We start from the raw sequence: 17,367 nt of genomic DNA on the forward strand, positions 1-17,367 counted from the left end.
TATGAAATAGGAAGGAGAAATACCCCATGGCAAGAGAGTTCTCCTTAAAAGATACGCGTAATATCGGCATCATGGCTCACATCGATGCCGGTAAAACAACTACTACAGAGCGCGTACTTTTTTACACAGGTCGTATTCATAAAATTGGTGAAACGCACGAAGGTGCTTCACAAATGGACTGGATGGCACAGGAGCAAGAACGTGGTATCACGATCACTTCTGCTGCTACAACGGCTGCTTGGAAAGACCATCGTATTAACATCATTGATACACCAGGACACGTAGACTTCACAGTTGAAGTTGAACGTTCATTACGTGTATTAGATGGTGCTGTAGCGGTATTAGATGCTCAATCGGGTGTTGAACCACAAACAGAAACAGTATGGCGTCAAGCAACAACTTATGGTGTACCACGTGTCGTTTTCGTTAACAAAATGGACAAGACTGGTGCAGACTTCTTGTACTCTGTTGGAACGATTCATGATCGTCTTCAAGCAAATGCACACCCTATCCAATTACCAATTGGTGCTGAGGATGATTTCAATGGTATCATTGATCTTATCGAAATGGTTGCATACTTCTATGAAGATGACCTAGGTACTCGTACTGAAGCGAAAGAAATTCCTGAAGAGTATAAAGAACAAGCTCAAGAATATCGTGAGAAATTAGTTGAAGCAGCTGCTGAACTAGATGAAGAACTCATGATGAAATACTTAGAGGGCGAAGAGTTAACGAATGATGAACTCAAGGCTGCAATCCGTAAAGGTACTTGTAACGTTGAATTCTACCCAGTTATCTGTGGTTCTGCATTCAAAAACAAAGGTGTTCAATTAATGCTTGATGCAGTACTTGATTACCTTCCTTCACCACTTGATGTACCTGCAATTAAAGGTACAGTACCTGACTCTGAAGAAGAAGTAACTCGTGAACCTGGTGATGACAACCCGTTTTCAGCACTTGCGTTTAAAGTTATGACTGACCCATTTGTAGGTAAGTTAACATTCTTCCGTGTTTACTCTGGTACACTAGATTCAGGTTCTTATGTTAAGAACTCAACTAAGGATAAGCGCGAGCGTGTTGGTCGTATCCTTCAAATGCATGCAAACTCACGTGAGGAAATCTCTACGGTTTACTCTGGTGATATCGCTGCTGCTGTTGGTCTAAAAGATACAACAACTGGTGACACTCTATGTGATGAAAAGAATCTTGTTATTCTTGAGTCAATGGAATTCCCAGAGCCGGTTATCTCATTATCAGTAGAGCCAAAGTCTAAAGCTGACCAAGATAAGATGGGTATGGCATTAGCTAAGCTCGCTGAGGAAGATCCAACTTTCCGTACTGAAACAAACGAAGAAACTGGTCAAACGATTATTTCTGGTATGGGTGAACTTCACCTTGATATCATCGTTGACCGTATGAAACGTGAGTTTAAAGTAGAGGCTAACGTTGGTGCTCCACAAGTATCTTACCGTGAAACGATCCGTCAAACGGCTCAAGTTGAAGGTAAGTTCGTTCGTCAATCTGGTGGTCGTGGACAATTTGGTCACGTTTGGGTAGAATTCTCTCCAAACGAAGAGGGTGCAGGTTTCGAATTCGAAAATGCAATCGTCGGTGGATCAGTTCCTCGTGAATACATCGGATCTGTAGAACAAGGTATTGAAGAAGCTCTTGGCAACGGTATGGTTGCTGGATACCCTGTAATCGACATTAAAGCGAAGCTTTATGATGGTTCTTACCATGATGTCGATTCAAGTGAGATGGCGTTTAAAATTGCTGCATCTATGGCACTTAAAAACGCTAAAACTAAGTGTAAGCCAGTATTACTTGAGCCATTAATGAAAGTTGAAGTTGTTATTCCTGAAGAGTACATGGGTGATGTAATGGGTGACGTTACAGCACGTCGTGGACGCGTTGAGGGTATGGAAGCACGCGGTAACGCACAAACAGTTAAAGCGTTCGTTCCACTAGCTGAAATGTTCGGGTATGCAACATCATTACGTTCACGTACTCAAGGACGCGGAACGTACTCAATGTTCTTTGACCACTACGAAGAAGTTCCTAAGAGCGTAGCGGAAGAGATCATTAAAAAGCAAAACGGTCAGTAATAACGTTTTGTAATTGTTTCATACAACGTTTTGTTGTAAGCTAAGAAAGGTGATATTCGTATGGATATGGCACCTTTCTTATTCATAAAAAAACTTACTATTGTTTATTTAAGGGAGGAAATTAATCATGGGTAAAGAAAAATTCGACCGCTCGAAAACGCATGCCAATATCGGTACTATTGGACACGTTGACCATGGTAAAACAACTTTAACAGCTGCAATCACAACTGTACTTGCTAAGCGTTCTGGTAAAGGTGCTGCAATGGCGTATGACGCTATCGATGGTGCTCCAGAAGAGCGTGAGCGCGGTATCACAATCTCAACTGCACACGTTGAGTACGAAACTGATAACCGTCACTATGCACACGTTGACTGCCCAGGACATGCTGACTATGTTAAAAACATGATCACTGGTGCTGCACAAATGGACGGCGGTATCTTAGTAGTATCTGCTGCTGATGGCCCAATGCCGCAAACTCGTGAGCACATCCTTCTTTCTCGTCAAGTAGGTGTACCTTACCTTGTTGTATTCTTAAACAAATGTGACATGGTAGATGACGAAGAGCTACTTGAATTAGTAGAAATGGAAGTACGTGACCTTCTTTCTGAGTATGACTTCCCTGGTGACGATGTACCTGTTATCCAAGGTTCTGCTCTTAAAGCACTTGAAGGTGACGAAGCATACGAAGAAAAAATTATCGAACTTATGGCTGCTGTAGATGATTACATCCCTACTCCAGAGCGCGATAAAGAAAAGCCATTCATGATGCCAGTTGAGGATGTATTCTCAATCACTGGTCGTGGTACGGTTGCTACTGGTCGTGTAGAGCGTGGACAACTTAATGTTGGTGACGTAATTGACATCATCGGTTTAGCAGAAGAGCCATCTTCTACTACTTGTACAGGAGTAGAAATGTTCCGCAAGCTTCTTGACTATGCTGAAGCTGGTGACAACATTGGTGCACTTCTTCGTGGGGTTTCACGTGACCAAGTTCAACGTGGACAAGTACTTGCTAAGCCAGGTAGTATTACTCCACACACAAACTTCAAAGCTGAAGTTTATGTTCTTTCAAAAGAAGAGGGTGGACGTCACACTCCATTCTTCTCAAACTACCGTCCTCAGTTCTACTTCCGTACAACTGATGTAACTGGAATCATCAACCTTCCAGAAGGTGTTGAGATGGTAATGCCTGGTGACAACATCGAAATGACTGTTGAACTAATTTCACCAATCGCAATCGAAGAAGGTACTAAGTTCTCTATCCGTGAGGGTGGACGTACTGTAGGTGCTGGTGTCGTAGCTACAATCACTAAGTAATTATATTACTTTCTGATAGAAAGCATCTTGGTCTTCCAAGGTGCTTTCTTTTTTTATGCAATTAATTTCGATAAAACCTTGCAATTATTCATAGGTGTCGTTATAATAGTAGGAGTGTGCCCAACATAAAAACTTTTACTTGATTTAGGTCATGTACCTATGTATAATGTTGAATGTTGGTCATTGGCAGCGATGATGTGGAAGGTTGCTGATACACCCGGCCCCTTTGCCATGGCAGGGTGTAGGAAATTTTCACGGAGTATGTCTGTTTATAAAATGGACGATAAAGGAGGGGCTATAATGGCAAAGCAAAAGATTCGTATTCGTTTAAAGGCGTATGATCATCGTGTTCTTGATCAATCAGCAGAGAAGATTGTAGACACTGCAAAGCGTTCAGGTGCTAATGTATCTGGTCCGATTCCACTTCCAACTGAGAAGTCGGTTTACACAGTTCTTCGTGCGGTTCACAAGTACAAAGATTCTCGTGAGCAATTCGAGATGCGTACGCACAAACGTTTGATTGATATCGTGAATCCAACTCCACAAACTGTGGATGCTCTTATGCGTTTGGATTTACCGTCTGGCGTAGACATCGAAATCAAACTATAAATCTGTATGATCAATTAGTGAATATAGACTTTTATATGTAAGTATATAAAAATGGCAAACAAAAAATTCGAGTTATATTAGGAGGTGTAACGGATGACCAAAGGAATCTTAGGTAGAAAAATCGGTATGACACAAGTGTTTGCTGAAAATGGTGAAGTCATCCCAGTAACAGTTATCGAAGCTGAGCCAAACGTGGTTCTTCAAAAGAAAACTGTTGAGTCTGATGGATACGAAGCAATCCAAATCGGATTTGCTGACCAAAAGAAATCAAATACTAACAAGCCTCAAGAAGGACATGCTGCAAAAGCTAACACAGCTCCTAAGCGCTTCATGAAGGAAATCCGTAACTTCGACGCTTCTCTTGAAGTGGGTAACGAAGTTAAAGTTGACACATTTACAGCTGGAGACGTAGTAGACGTAACAGGAACATCTAAGGGGAAAGGTTTCCAAGGTGCTATCAAGCGTCATAACCAATCTCGCGGACCGATGTCTCATGGTTCACGTTACCACCGTCGCCCAGGTTCAATGGGTCCTGTAGCTCCAAACCGTGTATTCAAAGGTAAACTATTACCTGGACGTATGGGTGGAGAAACAGTAACAGTACAAAACCTTGAAATCGTAAAAGTTGATACAGACCGTAATCTTCTATTAGTTAAAGGTAACGTACCTGGCGCTAAAAAGAGCTACGTATCTGTACAAAGTGCGGTTAAAGCAAAATAAAGATTGAAAGAAAGGAGGACACATCATGCCGAAAGTAGCAGTATTTAACCAAGCTGGTTCACAAGTAGGAGATATCGAATTATCTGATTCGATTTTTGGCATTGAGCCAAACGCAAGTGTACTTCATGATGCAGTAGTAATGCAGCAAGCATCTCTACGTCAAGGTACACACAAAACAAAAGGACGTTCAGAAGTACGCGGCGGCGGCCGTAAACCATGGCGTCAAAAAGGAACAGGTCGTGCTCGTCAAGGTTCGATCCGTTCACCACAATGGGTAGGCGGTGGAGTTGTTTTTGGACCAACACCACGCAGCTATAGCTACAAGCTACCTAAAAAAGTTCGTCGTCTTGCAATCAAATCTGCTCTATCAAGCAAATTGAAAGCAGCAGAAATCGTTGTTTTAGACAACCTACAACTAGATGCTCCAAAAACAAAAGATATGGCTAACGTATTAAATGGCCTTTCTGTTGACAGCAAAGCTCTTGTTGTGACAGCTGATTATAATGAAACAGTTGCATTATCTACACGTAACCTTCCTGGTGTAACATTTGTTACTGCAGAAGGAGTAAACGTTCTTGATGTGCTGAAGCATGATAAGCTTGTCATCACTAAAGACGCAGTTGCAAAAGTAGAGGAGGTGCTTGCGTAATGTCAAACGCTCGTGATATCATTAAGCGCCCCGTAATTACTGAACGTTCAACTGACCTTATGGGTGAGAAAAAATACACGTTCGAAGTAGACGTTCGTGCTAATAAAACTCAAATTAAAGATGCTCTTGAAGAGATCTTTGAAGTTAAGGTTGCTAAAGTTAACACAATGAACTACAAAGGTAAGTCTAAGAGATTTGGACGTTACACGGGTTACACAGCTCGTCGTAAAAAAGCCATTGTTACATTAACACCTGAGAGCAAAGAACTCGAATTCTTCGAAGGTGTATAAGTTTAAAAGCGAAGGAGGGAACTGAACATGGCGATTAAAAAGTATAAACCGACCAGTGCCGGTCGTCGTGGTATGTCCGTATCAGATTTTGCGGAAATCACAACTGACAAACCGGAAAAGTCGTTACTTGCTCCTTTACACAAAAAAGGCGGCCGTAACAACCAAGGTAAATTAACTGTACGTCACCAAGGTGGCGGACACAAACGTCAATACCGTGTGATTGACTTCAAACGTACTAAAGATGGAATTCCAGGACGCGTTGCTACGATCGAATACGATCCAAACCGTTCTGCTAACATCGCACTAATCAACTATGTTGATGGTGAAAAGCGTTACATCTTAGCGCCAAAAGGTCTTAAAGTTGACATGATGATTGAATCAGGTGCTGAAGCGGATATCAAAGTAGGTAATGCGTTACCTCTTAAAAACATCCCAGTTGGTACTGTAATTCACAACATCGAACTTAAGCCTGGTAAAGGTGGACAATTAGTTCGTTCTGCTGGTACAGAAGCTCAACTTCTTGGTAAAGAAGGAGATTATGTATTAGTACGTTTAAACTCTGGTGAGACTCGTTATATCCTTGCTACTTGTCGTGCGACAATTGGTCAAGTAGGTAACGTTGAACATGAACTTATCAACATTGGTAAAGCAGGTCGTTCACGTTGGTTAGGCAAACGTCCAACTGTTCGTGGATCTGTTATGAACCCTAACGATCACCCACATGGTGGTGGTGAAGGTAAAGCACCAATCGGACGTAAGTCTCCAATGTCTCCTTGGGGTAAACCAACACTTGGTTACAAAACTCGTAAGAAGAACAAAGGATCTGACAAGTACATCGTACGTCGTCGTAAAAAATAACGGGGTTTGGCTGCGGTTCTCGCGTAGAACCGTGGGCGAATCACGAAGGGAGGTTTTCTCATGGGTCGTAGTTTGAAAAAAGGACCTTTCGTTGATGATCATTTAATGAAAAAGGTCGAAGCTCATAACGAAGCTAATGACAAGAAAGTGATCAAAACTTGGTCTCGTCGTTCAACAATTTTCCCTGAGTTCATCGGGCACACTATCGCAGTATATGATGGCCGTAAGCATGTTCCAGTTTACATTTCTGAAGACATGGTAGGACACAAACTTGGTGAGTTTGCACCTACGCGTACGTATAAAGGTCATGCTGCTGATGATAAGAAAACAAGACGTTAAGGTTAGTTAGAGAGGAGGTCCTATCCATGCAAGCTAAAGCTGTAGCAAAACAAGTGCGTATTGCTCCTCGTAAAGTGCGTTTAGTTGTTGACTTGATTCGTGGAAAGCAAGTAGGTGAGGCGATTGCTATTCTTCGTCACACACCAAAAGCTGGTTCACCTGTTGTAGAAAAGCTTCTAAACTCTGCAATTGCGAATGCTGAGCATAACTATGAAATGGAGCCAAACAACCTTGTAATTAGTGAAGCGTATGTAGACGAAGGTGTTACTTTAAAACGTTTCCGTCCACGTGCGATGGGACGTGCGAGCCGTATTAACAAGCGCACTAGCCACATTACACTGGTTGTAACTGAAAAGAAGGAGGGATAAAGCGTGGGTCAAAAGATTAATCCTACTGGACTTCGAGTTGGCGTTATCAAAGACTGGGAGTCAAAATGGTACGCTGAGAAAGATTATGCTGATCTACTACACGAAGATATCAAAATTCGTGAGTATATTGAAAAACGCTTAAAAGACGCTTCTGTGTCTAAAGTAGAAATCGAACGTGCTGCAAATCGCGTAAATGTTACAGTTTCTACTGCTAAACCAGGAATGGTGATCGGAAAAGGCGGTTCTGAAGTTGAAGCTTTACGTAAAGCACTTAACGAATTAACTGGCAAACGCGTTCACATCAACATTTTTGAAGTTAAGCAAGCTGATTTAGATGCTAAATTAGTAGCTGAAAACATTGCTCGTCAATTAGAAAATCGTATTTCGTTCCGTCGTGCTATGAAACAAGCGATCCAACGTACAATGCGTTCAGGTGCAAAAGGTATTAAAACTCAAGTATCTGGTCGTCTTGGTGGCGCTGATATTGCACGTGCAGAACACTATAGCGAAGGAACAGTTCCACTTCACACACTTCGTGCTGATATCGACTACGGTACAGCTGAAGCTGATACAACTTACGGTAAGCTAGGCATCAAGATCTGGATTTATCGTGGTGAAGTCCTTCCAACGAAAGGAACGAACAAAGAGGAAGGAGGCAACTAATCATGTTAATGCCAAAACGTGTGAAATATCGTCGTGAACATCGCGGAAAAATGCGCGGTCGTGCAAAAGGCGGTACAGAAGTACACTTCGGTGAGTATGGTCTTCAAGCGCTTGAAGCTTCTTGGATCACTAACCGTCAAATCGAAGCAGCGCGTATTGCTATGACACGTTATATGAAACGTGGTGGTAAAGTTTGGATCAAGATCTTCCCATCTAAGCCTTACACTGCTAAGCCACTTGAAGTTCGAATGGGTTCTGGTAAAGGTGCTCCTGAGGGCTGGGTTGCTGTAGTTAAGCCTGGAAAGATTATGTTTGAAATCTCTGGTGTTTCTGAGGAAGTTGCTCGTGAAGCTTTACGTCTAGCTTCTCATAAATTACCGGTAAAATGTAAATTCGTAAAACGCGAAGAAGTGGGTGGTGACGCAAATGAAAGCTAATGATATTCGTAACTTAACCACTGCTGAAATTGAGCAAAAGACGAAATCACTTAAAGAAGAGTTGTTCAACCTTCGCTTTCAACTAGCGACTGGTCAATTGGATAATCCAGCCCGCATTCGTGAAGTTCGTAAAGCAATTGCTCGTGCGAAGACAGTATTGCGTGAACGTGAGCTTGGAATTAACAACGGCTAAAAAGGAGGTTTGCTAAATGGAACGCAACCAACGTAAGGTATATACAGGGCGCGTTGTTTCTGACAAAATGGATAAAACAATTTCTGTTCTTGTTGAAACATACAAAAAAGACCGCCTTTATGGAAAGCGCGTAAAATACTCTAAGAAGTTAAAAGCGCATGATGAAGAAAACGCTGCTAAAATTGGCGACGTTGTTCGCATCATGGAAACTCGTCCGCTTTCAAAAGATAAACGTTTCCGCTTAGTTGAAATCGTAGAAGAAGCGGTAATCATTTAATAGAAGTTCTCGATTGAAGGGAGGTAAGATCGCATGATTCAACAAGAATCCCGTTTAAAAGTTGCTGATAACTCTGGTGCTCGTGAAGTACTATGTATTAAAGTATTAGGTGGTTCTGGCCGTAAGACAGCTAATGTTGGTGATGTTATCGTTTGTTCTGTGAAACAAGCAACACCAGGTGGCGTTGTCAAGAAAGGTGAAGTTGTGAGAGCAGTAATCGTTCGTTCTAAGAGCGGCGTACGTCGTAACGATGGTTCATACATCAAGTTTGATGAGAACGCAGCAGTTATCGTACGTGACGATAAGAGCCCACGCGGAACTCGTATTTTCGGACCAGTAGCACGTGAACTTCGTGACAACCAATTCATGAAGATTGTGTCTCTTGCTCCAGAAGTTCTTTAATAGATATTAACGGAAGGCCCTGTCAAGGAGGTGCGAACATGGCGAAGATGCATGTCAAAAAAGGTGACACAGTTAAGGTCATCTCTGGTAAAGACAAAGGGAAACAAGGTGTAATCTTAGAAGCTTTTCCTAAGAAGAATCGTGTTCTTGTAGAGGGCGTAAACATTGTGAAGAAACACGCAAAGCCATCTCAAGATAATCCACAAGGTGGAATCTTGAATCAAGAAGCGCCAATTCATTCTTCAAACGTTATGCCTGTAGATCCTAAGTCTGGTGAACCTACTCGTGTAGGACACAAAATTGAGAACGGCAAAAAAGTACGTATTGCTAAGAAGTCTGGCGAAGCATTAGATAAGTAGTCAGTGTGTGAAAGGAGGTCAATCGTATGAATCGTTTAAAAGAGAAGTATTCAACTGAAATCGTTCCTTCTCTAGTAGAGAAGTTCAACTACTCATCTGTTATGGCGGTGCCGAAACTTGAGAAAATCGTTGTAAACATGGGTGTTGGTGATGCTGTATCTAACGCAAAAGCTTTAGATAAAGCTGTAGAAGAATTAGCTGAGATCACTGGTCAAAAGCCATTAATCACAAAAGCTAAAAAATCAATCGCTGGTTTTAAACTTCGTGAAGGTATGCCTATCGGTGCGAAAGTAACTCTTCGTGGTGAGCGCATGTACCAATTTCTTGATAAGTTAGTTTCTGTTTCACTTCCACGTGTACGTGACTTCCGCGGTGTTTCTAAAAAAGCATTCGACGGTCGCGGTAACTACACACTAGGTGTGAAAGAGCAATTAATCTTCCCTGAAATTGATTACGATAAAGTTGATAAAGTTCGCGGTATGGACGTTGTTATCGTAACAACTGCGAATACAGACGAAGAAGCTCGTGAACTATTAACACAAATGGGAATGCCATTTCAAAAATAATTAAAGTCGTTTCGAAAGAGGAGGGAAAACTTTGGCAAAGAAATCAATGATTGCAAAGCAAAAACGTACACAAAAGTACAAAGTACAAGAGTACACTCGCTGTGAACGTTGCGGTCGTCCTCATTCAGTATTGCGTAAGTTTAAACTTTGCCGGATTTGCTTCAGAGAGCTTGCTCACAAAGGGCAAATTCCTGGTGTGAAGAAAGCTAGTTGGTAAGCCCAAGAACGGGAAGGAGGTAAATAACTATGGTCATGACAGATCCAATTGCAGATATGCTGACTCGTATTCGTAATGCGAACACAGTTCGTCACGAGAAGCTTGAATTACCTGCTTCAAAGGTAAAGAAAGAAATCGCTGATATCCTTAAGCGTGAAGGCTTTATTCGTGACTATGAATATATCGAAGACAATAAGCAAGGTGTAATTCGCATCTTCTTAAAATATGGTGCTACAAATGAGCGTGTAATTACTGGTCTTAAACGTATCAGTAAGCCTGGTCTACGTGTATATGCGAAAGCTGGAGAGCTTCCTCGTGTATTAGGCGGCCTAGGAATCGCGTTAGTTTCTACATCAAACGGTGTAATGACAGACAAGGAAGCACGTCAACAACAAGTAGGCGGAGAAGTATTAGCATACGTTTGGTAATACATTCCTTGAAATGAATGGAGGTGTACAAGAATGTCTCGTATTGGTAATAAACCAGTAGAGGTTCCAGCTGGTGTAACAATCACGCTTGATGGAACACTACTTACGGTTAAAGGTCCTAAAGGTGAACTTAGTCGTAATCTTCACCCGGACATGAAAGTCAATGTAGAAGAAAACCAAGTTACAGTAGAGCGTCCGTCTGAGCACAAGGAGCACAAAGCTCTTCACGGAACTACTCGCAGCTTAATCAATAACATGGTTGAGGGCGTAACGAAAGGCTACGAGCGTGCGCTTGAGCTTATCGGGGTAGGTTATCGTGCAACAAAGTCAGGACAAAAGCTTGTACTTAACGTTGGTTACTCTCACCCAGTTGAAATCACTCCTGAAGCGGGTATCGAAATCGAAGTACCTGCTAACACGAAAGTTATCGTTAAAGGTATCGATAAAGAGCGTGTAGGAGCAGTTGCATCTAATATTCGTTCAGTACGTCTTCCTGAGCCTTACAAAGGTAAAGGTATTCGTTACGAAGGCGAATATGTGCGTCGTAAAGAAGGTAAGACTGGTAAATAATTAATTACGGAAAGGAATGACGTTCAATGATTACGAAGCCTAGCAAAAATTTGGCGCGTAAGAAAAGACACGCTCACGTACGTCGTGCGATCACAGGAACACCTGAACGTCCACGTCTTAATGTTTTCCGTTCATCAAAACACATTTACGCACAGCTTATCGATGACGTAAATGGTGTAACTCTTGCTTCTGCATCTAGCTTAGATAAAGAGCTTGCACTTGAGAACGGTGGAAATAAAGAAGCAGCTAAAGCTGTAGGTGAGCTTGTTGCTAAACGTGCGGTAGAAAACGGTCATAAAGTAGTAGTGTTTGATCGCGGTGGTTATGTATATCACGGTCGTGTACAAACATTAGCAGATGCAGCTCGTGAAGCTGGCCTGCAATTCTAAAGAACAAAGGAGGGAAAACGAATGCGTCGTATTGACCCTAATACGTTGGAACTTGAAGAGAAAGTAGTAGCTGTCAATCGTGTAGCGAAAGTAGTTAAAGGTGGACGTCGTTTCCGCTTTGCTGCATTGGTTGTAGTAGGCGATAAGAACGGCCATGTCGGCTTCGGTATGGGTAAAGCTCAGGAAGTTCCTGAGGCAATCCGTAAAGCGGTAGAAGATGCAAAGAAAAACCTCATTGAAGTACCAGTTGTTGGTACATCAATTCCACACGAGATCATCGGTCACTTTGGTGCAGGGCGCGTATTATTAAAGCCTGCTTCTGAAGGTACTGGAGTAATCGCTGGAGGTCCTGTACGTGCGGTATTAGAACTTGCTGGTGTAGGTGACATTCTTTCTAAATCACTAGGTTCTAACAACCCAATCAACATGGTTCGTGCAACTATGCAAGGACTTAAAGAACTGAAGCGTGCTGAGGAAGTTGCAAAACTTCGCGGTAAATCAGTGGAAGAACTGTTAGGATAAGGAGGGAACGTCAATGGCTAAGAAATTAGAAATTACCCTCACTCGTAGTCTTATCGGTCGTCCGGAAGACCAACGCGTTACAGTGAACACACTTGGATTACGCAAAATGCACCAAACTGTTGTTCAAGAAGATAACGCTGCGATTCGCGGTATGGTAAATAAGGTATCTCACCTTTTAACAGTAAAAGAAATCGAAGCTTAATAGCTTAATTTATACATGAGGAGGTGTCGACATGAAACTTCATGAGTTGAAGCCCGCAGAAGGATCACGTAAAGTACGTAATCGTGTAGGACGTGGTATCGGTTCTGGTAACGGTAAGACATCAGGTAAAGGTCACAAAGGTCAAAACGCTCGTTCTGGCGGTGGCGTACGTCCTGGTTTCGAGGGTGGTCAAAACCCATTATACCGTCGTCTACCAAAACGCGGCTTTACTAACCCGACTCGTAAGGAGTTTACAGTGATTAACCTTGAGACGCTCAATCGTTTTGATGCAGGTACTGAGGTAACACCAGAACTACTTATCGAATCAGGTACAGTAAAGAACGTAAGAAACGGAATCAAGATCCTTGGAAACGGAAAGCTTGAAAAGAACTTAACAGTTAAAGCACATAAGTTTTCTGCATCTGCAGTTGAGGCAATCGAAGCTGCTGGCGGAAAAACTGAGGTGATTTAATGTTCGGGACGATCTCCAACATTATTCGAGTGGGTGACATACGACGTAAGGTTGTTTTCACCCTACTCATGCTCGTTGTCTTTCGGATCGGTAGCTTTATCCCTGTACCAGGGGCAAACAGTGATGTTCTGAACTTCCATGACCAATTGAATGCCTTCGGGTTCTTAAATACTTTTGGTGGTGGAGCACTTGGCAACTTCTCGATTTTCGCAATGGGTATTATGCCATACATCACTGCATCGATTGTGGTTCAGTTGTTGCAAATGGATGTTGTACCTAAGTTTGCCGAGTGGGCTAAAGAGGGGGAAGCTGGCCGACGTAAGCTGGCACAGTTCACCCGATATGGAACGATCGTTTTAGGTTTTGTTCAAGCAATTGGAATGTCTATTGGATTTAACTCCTTTTTCCCAGGATTAATTCCAAATCCAAGTGTTCCAACTTATTTGTTTATTGCACTTGTTCTTACAGCGGGAACAGCATTTCTTATGTGGCTTGGTGAACAAATTACCGCTAAGGGTGTTGGTAATGGTATTTCGATCATTATCTTTGCAGGTATCGCAGCTGGTATTCCAAACGGACTTAACCAATTGTATGCTACACAGATTCAAGATGCTGGCGAACAGCTATTCTTGAGTATCGTTTCATTATTACTACTTGCTTTAGCAATACTAGCTATTATTGTTGGTGTTATCTTTGTTCAACAAGCATTACGCAAGATTCCTGTTCAATACGCAAAACGCTTAGTTGGTCGTAGTCCTGTAGGTGGTCAATCTACACACTTACCATTAAAAGTGAACGGCGCAGGGGTAATTCCGGTTATCTTCGCACTTTCACTATTCATCTTCCCTCCAACAGTTGCCGGGTTCTTCGGAACGGATAATGCAATTGCTGCATGGGTAACAAGAGTATTTGATTATACTCAGCCGGTGGGTATGGTAGTGTATGCATTGCTTATCATTGGATTTACGTACTTCTATACATTTATCCAGGTCAATCCTGAAAAAATGGCCGAGAACCTCAAAAAGCAAGGTGGCTATATTCCAGGAATTCGTCCCGGTAAAACAACTCAAGTGTACTTAACTCGCATTTTATACCGTTTAACGTTTGTCGGAGCATTGTTCCTAGCAACTGTAGCAATTATCCCGGTTTTCTTCACACGATTAATGGGTCTGCCAGCGGCGATTCAAATCGGTGGTACTGGATTATTAATCGTAGTTGGTGTAGCATTAGACACGATGAAACAGATAGAAGGACAGCTTATTAAACGTTCTTATAAAGGCTTTATTAAGTAACAAGGGGAGCAGGGGAGGATCATTTCTTCCCGTTCGCCTTCTGTTGTTAAATCGGAGCGATGGAGGGGATTAGTGATGAATCTTATTTTAATGGGTTTACCAGGAGCAGGTAAAGGTACTCAAGCTGAGCGTATTGTCGAGAAATATGAGGTCCCTCATATCTCTACAGGTGATATGTTTCGAGCTGCCATTAAAGGAGAAACAGAGTTAGGTTTAAAAGCTAAATCGTTTATGGATGCTGGTGAATTAGTGCCGGATGAAGTGACAATTGGCATTGTGAGAGAGCGTCTCTCTAAAGCTGACTGTGAGAAAGGCTTCTTATTAGATGGCTTCCCTCGCACAGTAGCACAAGCAGAAGCATTAGAAGATATGCTTGCTTCAATGGAACGTAAACTTGATTACGTATTAAACATTGATGTACCTGAGCAGCTTTTAATGGATCGTTTAACTGGTAGACGTGTGTCGCCAACTTCAGGTAAGACATACCACATGATCTACAACCCGCCAAAGGTTGAAGGGAAATGTGACGTTGATGGCGGTGAGTTAATCCAACGTGATGACGACAAGCCGGAAACAGTAAAAAAACGTCTTGAAGTAAATCAACAGCAAGCACAGCCACTAATTGACTTCTATACAGAAAAAGGCTATCTTCGTACGATCGATGGAGATCAAGATATCAATAAGGTATTCGAAGACTTAGATGAACTTCTGAAAGGACTCAATGCATGATTATTTGTAAGACAGAACGTGAATTAGAAATCATGCGTGAAGCTGGGAGAATTGTTGCTCTGACTCACCAAGAGTTAAAGCAGCATATCCAACCTGGTATTACTACTAAAGAATTGGATGAGATTGCAGAAAAGTTGATTCGTTCACACGGTGCAACACCCTCATTCAAAGGGTACAATGGATTTACAGGCAGCATCTGTGCTTCAGTAAACGAGGAATTGGTACATGGTATACCCGGTTCTAGAGTGCTTAAGGACGGCGATGTAATTAGTGTTGACATTGGTGCTAAGTTGAATGGGTACCACGGTGACTCCGCTTGGACGTATGCTGTAGGTACAATTTCTGATGAGGATCAACAATTGTTGGACGTCACAGAAAACGCATTATATAAAGGATTGGAACAGGCTAAGCCTGGTGAGAGATTATCAGACATTTCTCATGCAATCCAAACTTATGCTGAGCCGCTCGGTTATTCAATTGTTCGGGAGTATGTAGGCCATGGAGTAGGGCAAGACTTACATGAAGACCCGCAAATCCCACACTATGGACCACCTGGTAAAGGACCTCGTCTAAAGCCTGGAATGGTACTAGCAATTGAACCAATGATTAATGCAGGTTCTCGTTATGTGCGTACACTTGCTGATAACTGGACTGTGGTTACAGTTGACGGCAAAAACTGTGCACACTTTGAGCATACGATTGCAATTACAGAAACAGGGTATGAAATTTTAACAAAACTTTAGATGTAGGTGATGGATGTAATGAACGACTCTGGTCCGAGTCCCGGTATCGGTCAAATTGCTATCGGACAGATAGTGCAAGTCAAAAAAGGTAGAGACGAAGGCAGCTATGCTGTGGTCATTGAGGTCCAAAATGATCGTTATGTCTTGATTGCTGATGGAGATAAGCGTAAAATTGATCGAGCTAAGAAGAAAAACATCAACCATCTAGAATTGTTGAACTACATTGCTCCTGAAATACGTATGAGCGTTGAAGAAACGGGACGTGTTACTAACGGAAAGCTCCGCTATGCACTTAGCGGTTTCCTAAAACAACAACTTGATTTGCTGAAGGAAGGAGAGTAAATTCATGGCCAAAGAGGATGTAATTGAAGTGGAAGGTACGGTCATCGAGCCGCTGCCAAACGCAATGTTTCGTGTAGAGTTAGAGAATGGTCACAAGATCCTTGCTCATGTTTCTGGTAAGATTCGTATGCACTTTATCCGAATCCTTCCTGGAGATAAAGTAACGGTTGAACTATCACCGTATGACTTGACTCGTGGACGAATCACATATCGATACAAATAAACGTTGCGATTTGCTAGCGAGATCTATCCGATAGACTTGCTAGATGTGAATTGAACGATTACAATTAAATGCACTCCGTACCATAAGGAGGTAAACGATAATGAAGGTAAGACCATCAGTCAAGCCAATTTGTGAAAAGTGTAAAGTTATCCGTCGTAAAGGGACGGTTATGGTTATTTGTGAAAACCCTAAACACAAACAAAAACAAGGTTAATATTTAAGGAGGTGCACAGCACATGGCACGTGTCGCAGGTGTAGATATTCCTCGTGATAAGCGAGTGGTTGTATCACTCACTTATATCTATGGAGTTGGAAAAACAAAGTCATCTGAAATTTTAGCGGAAGCTGGCGTATCTGAGGATACTCGCGTTCGTGATTTAACAGAAGAAGAATTAGGTCGTATTCGTGAAGCAGTTGAAGCTCACACAGTTGAGGGTGACCTTCGTCGTGAAGTATCACTTAACATCAAACGCCTAATCGAAATCGGTTCATACCGTGGTATCCGCCACCGTCGTGGTTTACCAGTTCGTGGTCAAAACTCTAAAAACAATGCTCGTACGCGTAAAGGTCCTCGTCGTACAGTAGCAAACAAGAAGAAATAGTAAAGGAGGTCGCATAAAAAATGGCTAAGAAAACGAATACTCGTCCAAAGCGTCGTCAACGTAAAAATGTTGAGGCTGGTGTTGCGCACATCCGTTCAACATTCAACAACACTATTGTGACGATCACTGACACGCACGGCAATGCTATTTCTTGGGCAAGTGCAGGTGCATTAGGATTTAAAGGTTCTCGTAAGTCTACTCCATTCGCAGCGCAAATGGCAGCTGAAACAGCAGCTAAAACAGCAATGGAGCATGGCATGAAAACAATCGAAGTTTCTGTAAAAGGCCCTGGTGCTGGTCGTGAAGCTGCGATTCGTTCACTACAAGCTGTTGGACTTGAAGTTAACATGATCAAAGATGTTACTCCAGTTCCTCATAACGGTTGCCGTCCGCCAAAACGTCGTAGAGTGTAACGAAATCAATCATTGTATAGATTTCCTGAAAGTGTCAATAATGGATGAGACGAATACATCCGATTGACAA

31 protein-coding genes are annotated in these 17,367 nt (G+C 42.3%); all 31 read left to right on the forward strand.

Annotation, left to right across the window (positions count from 1 at the left end; translation table 11 throughout):
• Nucleotides 1-26: 26 nt before the first annotated feature.
• A complete protein-coding gene (gene fusA, locus PQ478_RS00690) occupies nt 27-2,105 on the forward strand; it encodes an elongation factor G (protein WP_289235543.1) in 2,079 nt (692 codons plus the stop codon).
• 127 nt (nt 2,106-2,232) lie between these two features.
• Nucleotides 2,233-3,423, forward strand: a complete 1,191-nt coding sequence (gene tuf, locus PQ478_RS00695) for an elongation factor Tu (RefSeq protein WP_012957135.1) — start codon at nt 2,233-2,235, stop codon at nt 3,421-3,423.
• Between the two features lie 300 nt (nt 3,424-3,723).
• Nucleotides 3,724-4,032 (forward strand): 30S ribosomal protein S10, encoded by a 309-nt coding sequence (gene rpsJ, locus PQ478_RS00700; protein WP_012957136.1) that lies wholly within the window; start codon nt 3,724-3,726, stop codon nt 4,030-4,032.
• Nucleotides 4,033-4,125: 93 nt separating this feature from the next.
• On the forward strand, nt 4,126-4,752 hold the full coding sequence (rplC, locus tag PQ478_RS00705) for a 50S ribosomal protein L3 (protein WP_012957137.1): 627 nt from the start codon (nt 4,126-4,128) through the stop codon (nt 4,750-4,752).
• Between the two features lie 25 nt (nt 4,753-4,777).
• Nucleotides 4,778-5,401 carry a 50S ribosomal protein L4 gene (rplD, locus tag PQ478_RS00710; protein ID WP_022630053.1) on the forward strand — a complete coding sequence of 208 codons (624 nt, stop codon included), beginning with the start codon at nt 4,778-4,780 and terminating at the stop codon, nt 5,399-5,401.
• Nucleotides 5,401-5,691, forward strand: coding sequence for a 50S ribosomal protein L23 (gene rplW / locus PQ478_RS00715; RefSeq protein ID WP_012957139.1), 291 nt, complete (start codon nt 5,401-5,403; stop codon nt 5,689-5,691). The genes rplD and rplW overlap by 1 nt, the downstream gene beginning before the upstream one ends.
• A 27-nt stretch (nt 5,692-5,718) precedes the next feature.
• Nucleotides 5,719-6,549: a 50S ribosomal protein L2 gene (gene rplB, locus PQ478_RS00720; RefSeq protein ID WP_012957140.1), complete on the forward strand. Its 831-nt coding sequence runs from the start codon at nt 5,719-5,721 to the stop codon at nt 6,547-6,549.
• Nucleotides 6,550-6,609: 60 nt separating this feature from the next.
• Nucleotides 6,610-6,888 carry a 30S ribosomal protein S19 gene (rpsS, locus tag PQ478_RS00725; protein ID WP_012957141.1) on the forward strand — a complete coding sequence of 93 codons (279 nt, stop codon included), beginning with the start codon at nt 6,610-6,612 and terminating at the stop codon, nt 6,886-6,888.
• Between the two features lie 26 nt (nt 6,889-6,914).
• Complete coding sequence (rplV, locus tag PQ478_RS00730) at nt 6,915-7,256, forward strand: 50S ribosomal protein L22 (protein ID WP_012957142.1); 342 nt, start codon at nt 6,915-6,917, stop codon at nt 7,254-7,256.
• Nucleotides 7,257-7,259: 3 nt separating this feature from the next.
• Nucleotides 7,260-7,919 (forward strand): 30S ribosomal protein S3, encoded by a 660-nt coding sequence (rpsC, locus tag PQ478_RS00735; RefSeq protein ID WP_012957143.1) that lies wholly within the window; start codon nt 7,260-7,262, stop codon nt 7,917-7,919.
• A 2-nt stretch (nt 7,920-7,921) separates the two neighbouring features.
• Nucleotides 7,922-8,356, forward strand: a complete 435-nt coding sequence (gene rplP, locus PQ478_RS00740; protein ID WP_012957144.1) for a 50S ribosomal protein L16 — start codon at nt 7,922-7,924, stop codon at nt 8,354-8,356.
• Nucleotides 8,346-8,549, forward strand: a complete 204-nt coding sequence (gene rpmC, locus PQ478_RS00745; RefSeq protein WP_003322618.1) for a 50S ribosomal protein L29 — start codon at nt 8,346-8,348, stop codon at nt 8,547-8,549. Before rplP ends, rpmC begins: the two co-directional genes overlap by 11 nt.
• 16 nt (nt 8,550-8,565) lie before the next feature.
• Entirely contained in the window at nt 8,566-8,826 is a 261-nt protein-coding gene (gene rpsQ / locus PQ478_RS00750) for a 30S ribosomal protein S17 (RefSeq protein WP_012957145.1), read from the forward strand.
• Between the two features lie 33 nt (nt 8,827-8,859).
• Complete coding sequence (rplN, locus tag PQ478_RS00755) at nt 8,860-9,228, forward strand: 50S ribosomal protein L14 (protein ID WP_012957146.1); 369 nt, start codon at nt 8,860-8,862, stop codon at nt 9,226-9,228.
• 47 nt (nt 9,229-9,275) lie between these two features.
• Nucleotides 9,276-9,587 (forward strand): 50S ribosomal protein L24, encoded by a 312-nt coding sequence (rplX, locus tag PQ478_RS00760; protein ID WP_031311928.1) that lies wholly within the window; start codon nt 9,276-9,278, stop codon nt 9,585-9,587.
• Between the two features lie 26 nt (nt 9,588-9,613).
• The gene (gene rplE / locus PQ478_RS00765) at nt 9,614-10,153 is read left to right on the forward strand and encodes a 50S ribosomal protein L5 (protein WP_012957148.1); all 540 of its coding nucleotides are present in this window, start codon (nt 9,614-9,616) and stop codon (nt 10,151-10,153) included.
• Between the two features lie 31 nt (nt 10,154-10,184).
• Nucleotides 10,185-10,370 carry a type Z 30S ribosomal protein S14 gene (locus PQ478_RS00770; protein ID WP_012957149.1) on the forward strand — a complete coding sequence of 62 codons (186 nt, stop codon included), beginning with the start codon at nt 10,185-10,187 and terminating at the stop codon, nt 10,368-10,370.
• A gap of 29 nt (nt 10,371-10,399) precedes the next feature.
• Nucleotides 10,400-10,798, forward strand: a complete 399-nt coding sequence (gene rpsH / locus PQ478_RS00775; protein WP_012957150.1) for a 30S ribosomal protein S8 — start codon at nt 10,400-10,402, stop codon at nt 10,796-10,798.
• 33 nt (nt 10,799-10,831) lie between these two features.
• Nucleotides 10,832-11,368: a 50S ribosomal protein L6 gene (gene rplF / locus PQ478_RS00780; protein ID WP_012957151.1), complete on the forward strand. Its 537-nt coding sequence runs from the start codon at nt 10,832-10,834 to the stop codon at nt 11,366-11,368.
• 26 nt (nt 11,369-11,394) lie between these two features.
• The gene (gene rplR, locus PQ478_RS00785) at nt 11,395-11,757 is read left to right on the forward strand and encodes a 50S ribosomal protein L18 (protein ID WP_012957152.1); all 363 of its coding nucleotides are present in this window, start codon (nt 11,395-11,397) and stop codon (nt 11,755-11,757) included.
• Between the two features lie 21 nt (nt 11,758-11,778).
• Nucleotides 11,779-12,279: a 30S ribosomal protein S5 gene (gene rpsE, locus PQ478_RS00790; RefSeq protein WP_012957153.1), complete on the forward strand. Its 501-nt coding sequence runs from the start codon at nt 11,779-11,781 to the stop codon at nt 12,277-12,279.
• Nucleotides 12,280-12,292: 13 nt separating this feature from the next.
• Nucleotides 12,293-12,481, forward strand: coding sequence for a 50S ribosomal protein L30 (gene rpmD / locus PQ478_RS00795; RefSeq protein ID WP_012957154.1), 189 nt, complete (start codon nt 12,293-12,295; stop codon nt 12,479-12,481).
• Nucleotides 12,482-12,512: 31 nt separating this feature from the next.
• Entirely contained in the window at nt 12,513-12,953 is a 441-nt protein-coding gene (gene rplO, locus PQ478_RS00800; RefSeq protein WP_012957155.1) for a 50S ribosomal protein L15, read from the forward strand.
• Nucleotides 12,953-14,245: a preprotein translocase subunit SecY gene (gene secY / locus PQ478_RS00805; RefSeq protein ID WP_012957156.1), complete on the forward strand. Its 1,293-nt coding sequence runs from the start codon at nt 12,953-12,955 to the stop codon at nt 14,243-14,245. The genes rplO and secY overlap by 1 nt, the downstream gene beginning before the upstream one ends.
• A 75-nt stretch (nt 14,246-14,320) precedes the next feature.
• Nucleotides 14,321-14,974, forward strand: coding sequence for an adenylate kinase (locus tag PQ478_RS00810; RefSeq protein ID WP_012957157.1), 654 nt, complete (start codon nt 14,321-14,323; stop codon nt 14,972-14,974).
• Nucleotides 14,971-15,717: a type I methionyl aminopeptidase gene (gene map, locus PQ478_RS00815; RefSeq protein ID WP_012957158.1), complete on the forward strand. Its 747-nt coding sequence runs from the start codon at nt 14,971-14,973 to the stop codon at nt 15,715-15,717. Before PQ478_RS00810 ends, map begins: the two co-directional genes overlap by 4 nt.
• Before the next feature lie 18 nt (nt 15,718-15,735).
• Entirely contained in the window at nt 15,736-16,059 is a 324-nt protein-coding gene (locus tag PQ478_RS00820) for a KOW domain-containing RNA-binding protein (RefSeq protein WP_012957159.1), read from the forward strand.
• Nucleotides 16,060-16,063: 4 nt separating this feature from the next.
• Complete coding sequence (infA, locus tag PQ478_RS00825; protein WP_010896341.1) at nt 16,064-16,282, forward strand: translation initiation factor IF-1; 219 nt, start codon at nt 16,064-16,066, stop codon at nt 16,280-16,282.
• Between the two features lie 100 nt (nt 16,283-16,382).
• Entirely contained in the window at nt 16,383-16,496 is a 114-nt protein-coding gene (gene rpmJ, locus PQ478_RS00830) for a 50S ribosomal protein L36 (RefSeq protein WP_003322638.1), read from the forward strand.
• A 22-nt stretch (nt 16,497-16,518) separates the two neighbouring features.
• Nucleotides 16,519-16,884 (forward strand): 30S ribosomal protein S13, encoded by a 366-nt coding sequence (gene rpsM, locus PQ478_RS00835; RefSeq protein ID WP_012957160.1) that lies wholly within the window; start codon nt 16,519-16,521, stop codon nt 16,882-16,884.
• 20 nt (nt 16,885-16,904) lie between these two features.
• Nucleotides 16,905-17,297: a 30S ribosomal protein S11 gene (rpsK, locus tag PQ478_RS00840; RefSeq protein ID WP_012957161.1), complete on the forward strand. Its 393-nt coding sequence runs from the start codon at nt 16,905-16,907 to the stop codon at nt 17,295-17,297.
• Nucleotides 17,298-17,367 lie beyond the last annotated feature (70 nt).

It is taken from the genome of Alkalihalophilus pseudofirmus (assembly GCF_029094545.1).
In the GTDB taxonomy this organism is placed as follows: Bacteria; Bacillota; Bacilli; order Bacillales; family Bacillaceae_D; genus Alkalihalophilus; species Alkalihalophilus pseudofirmus.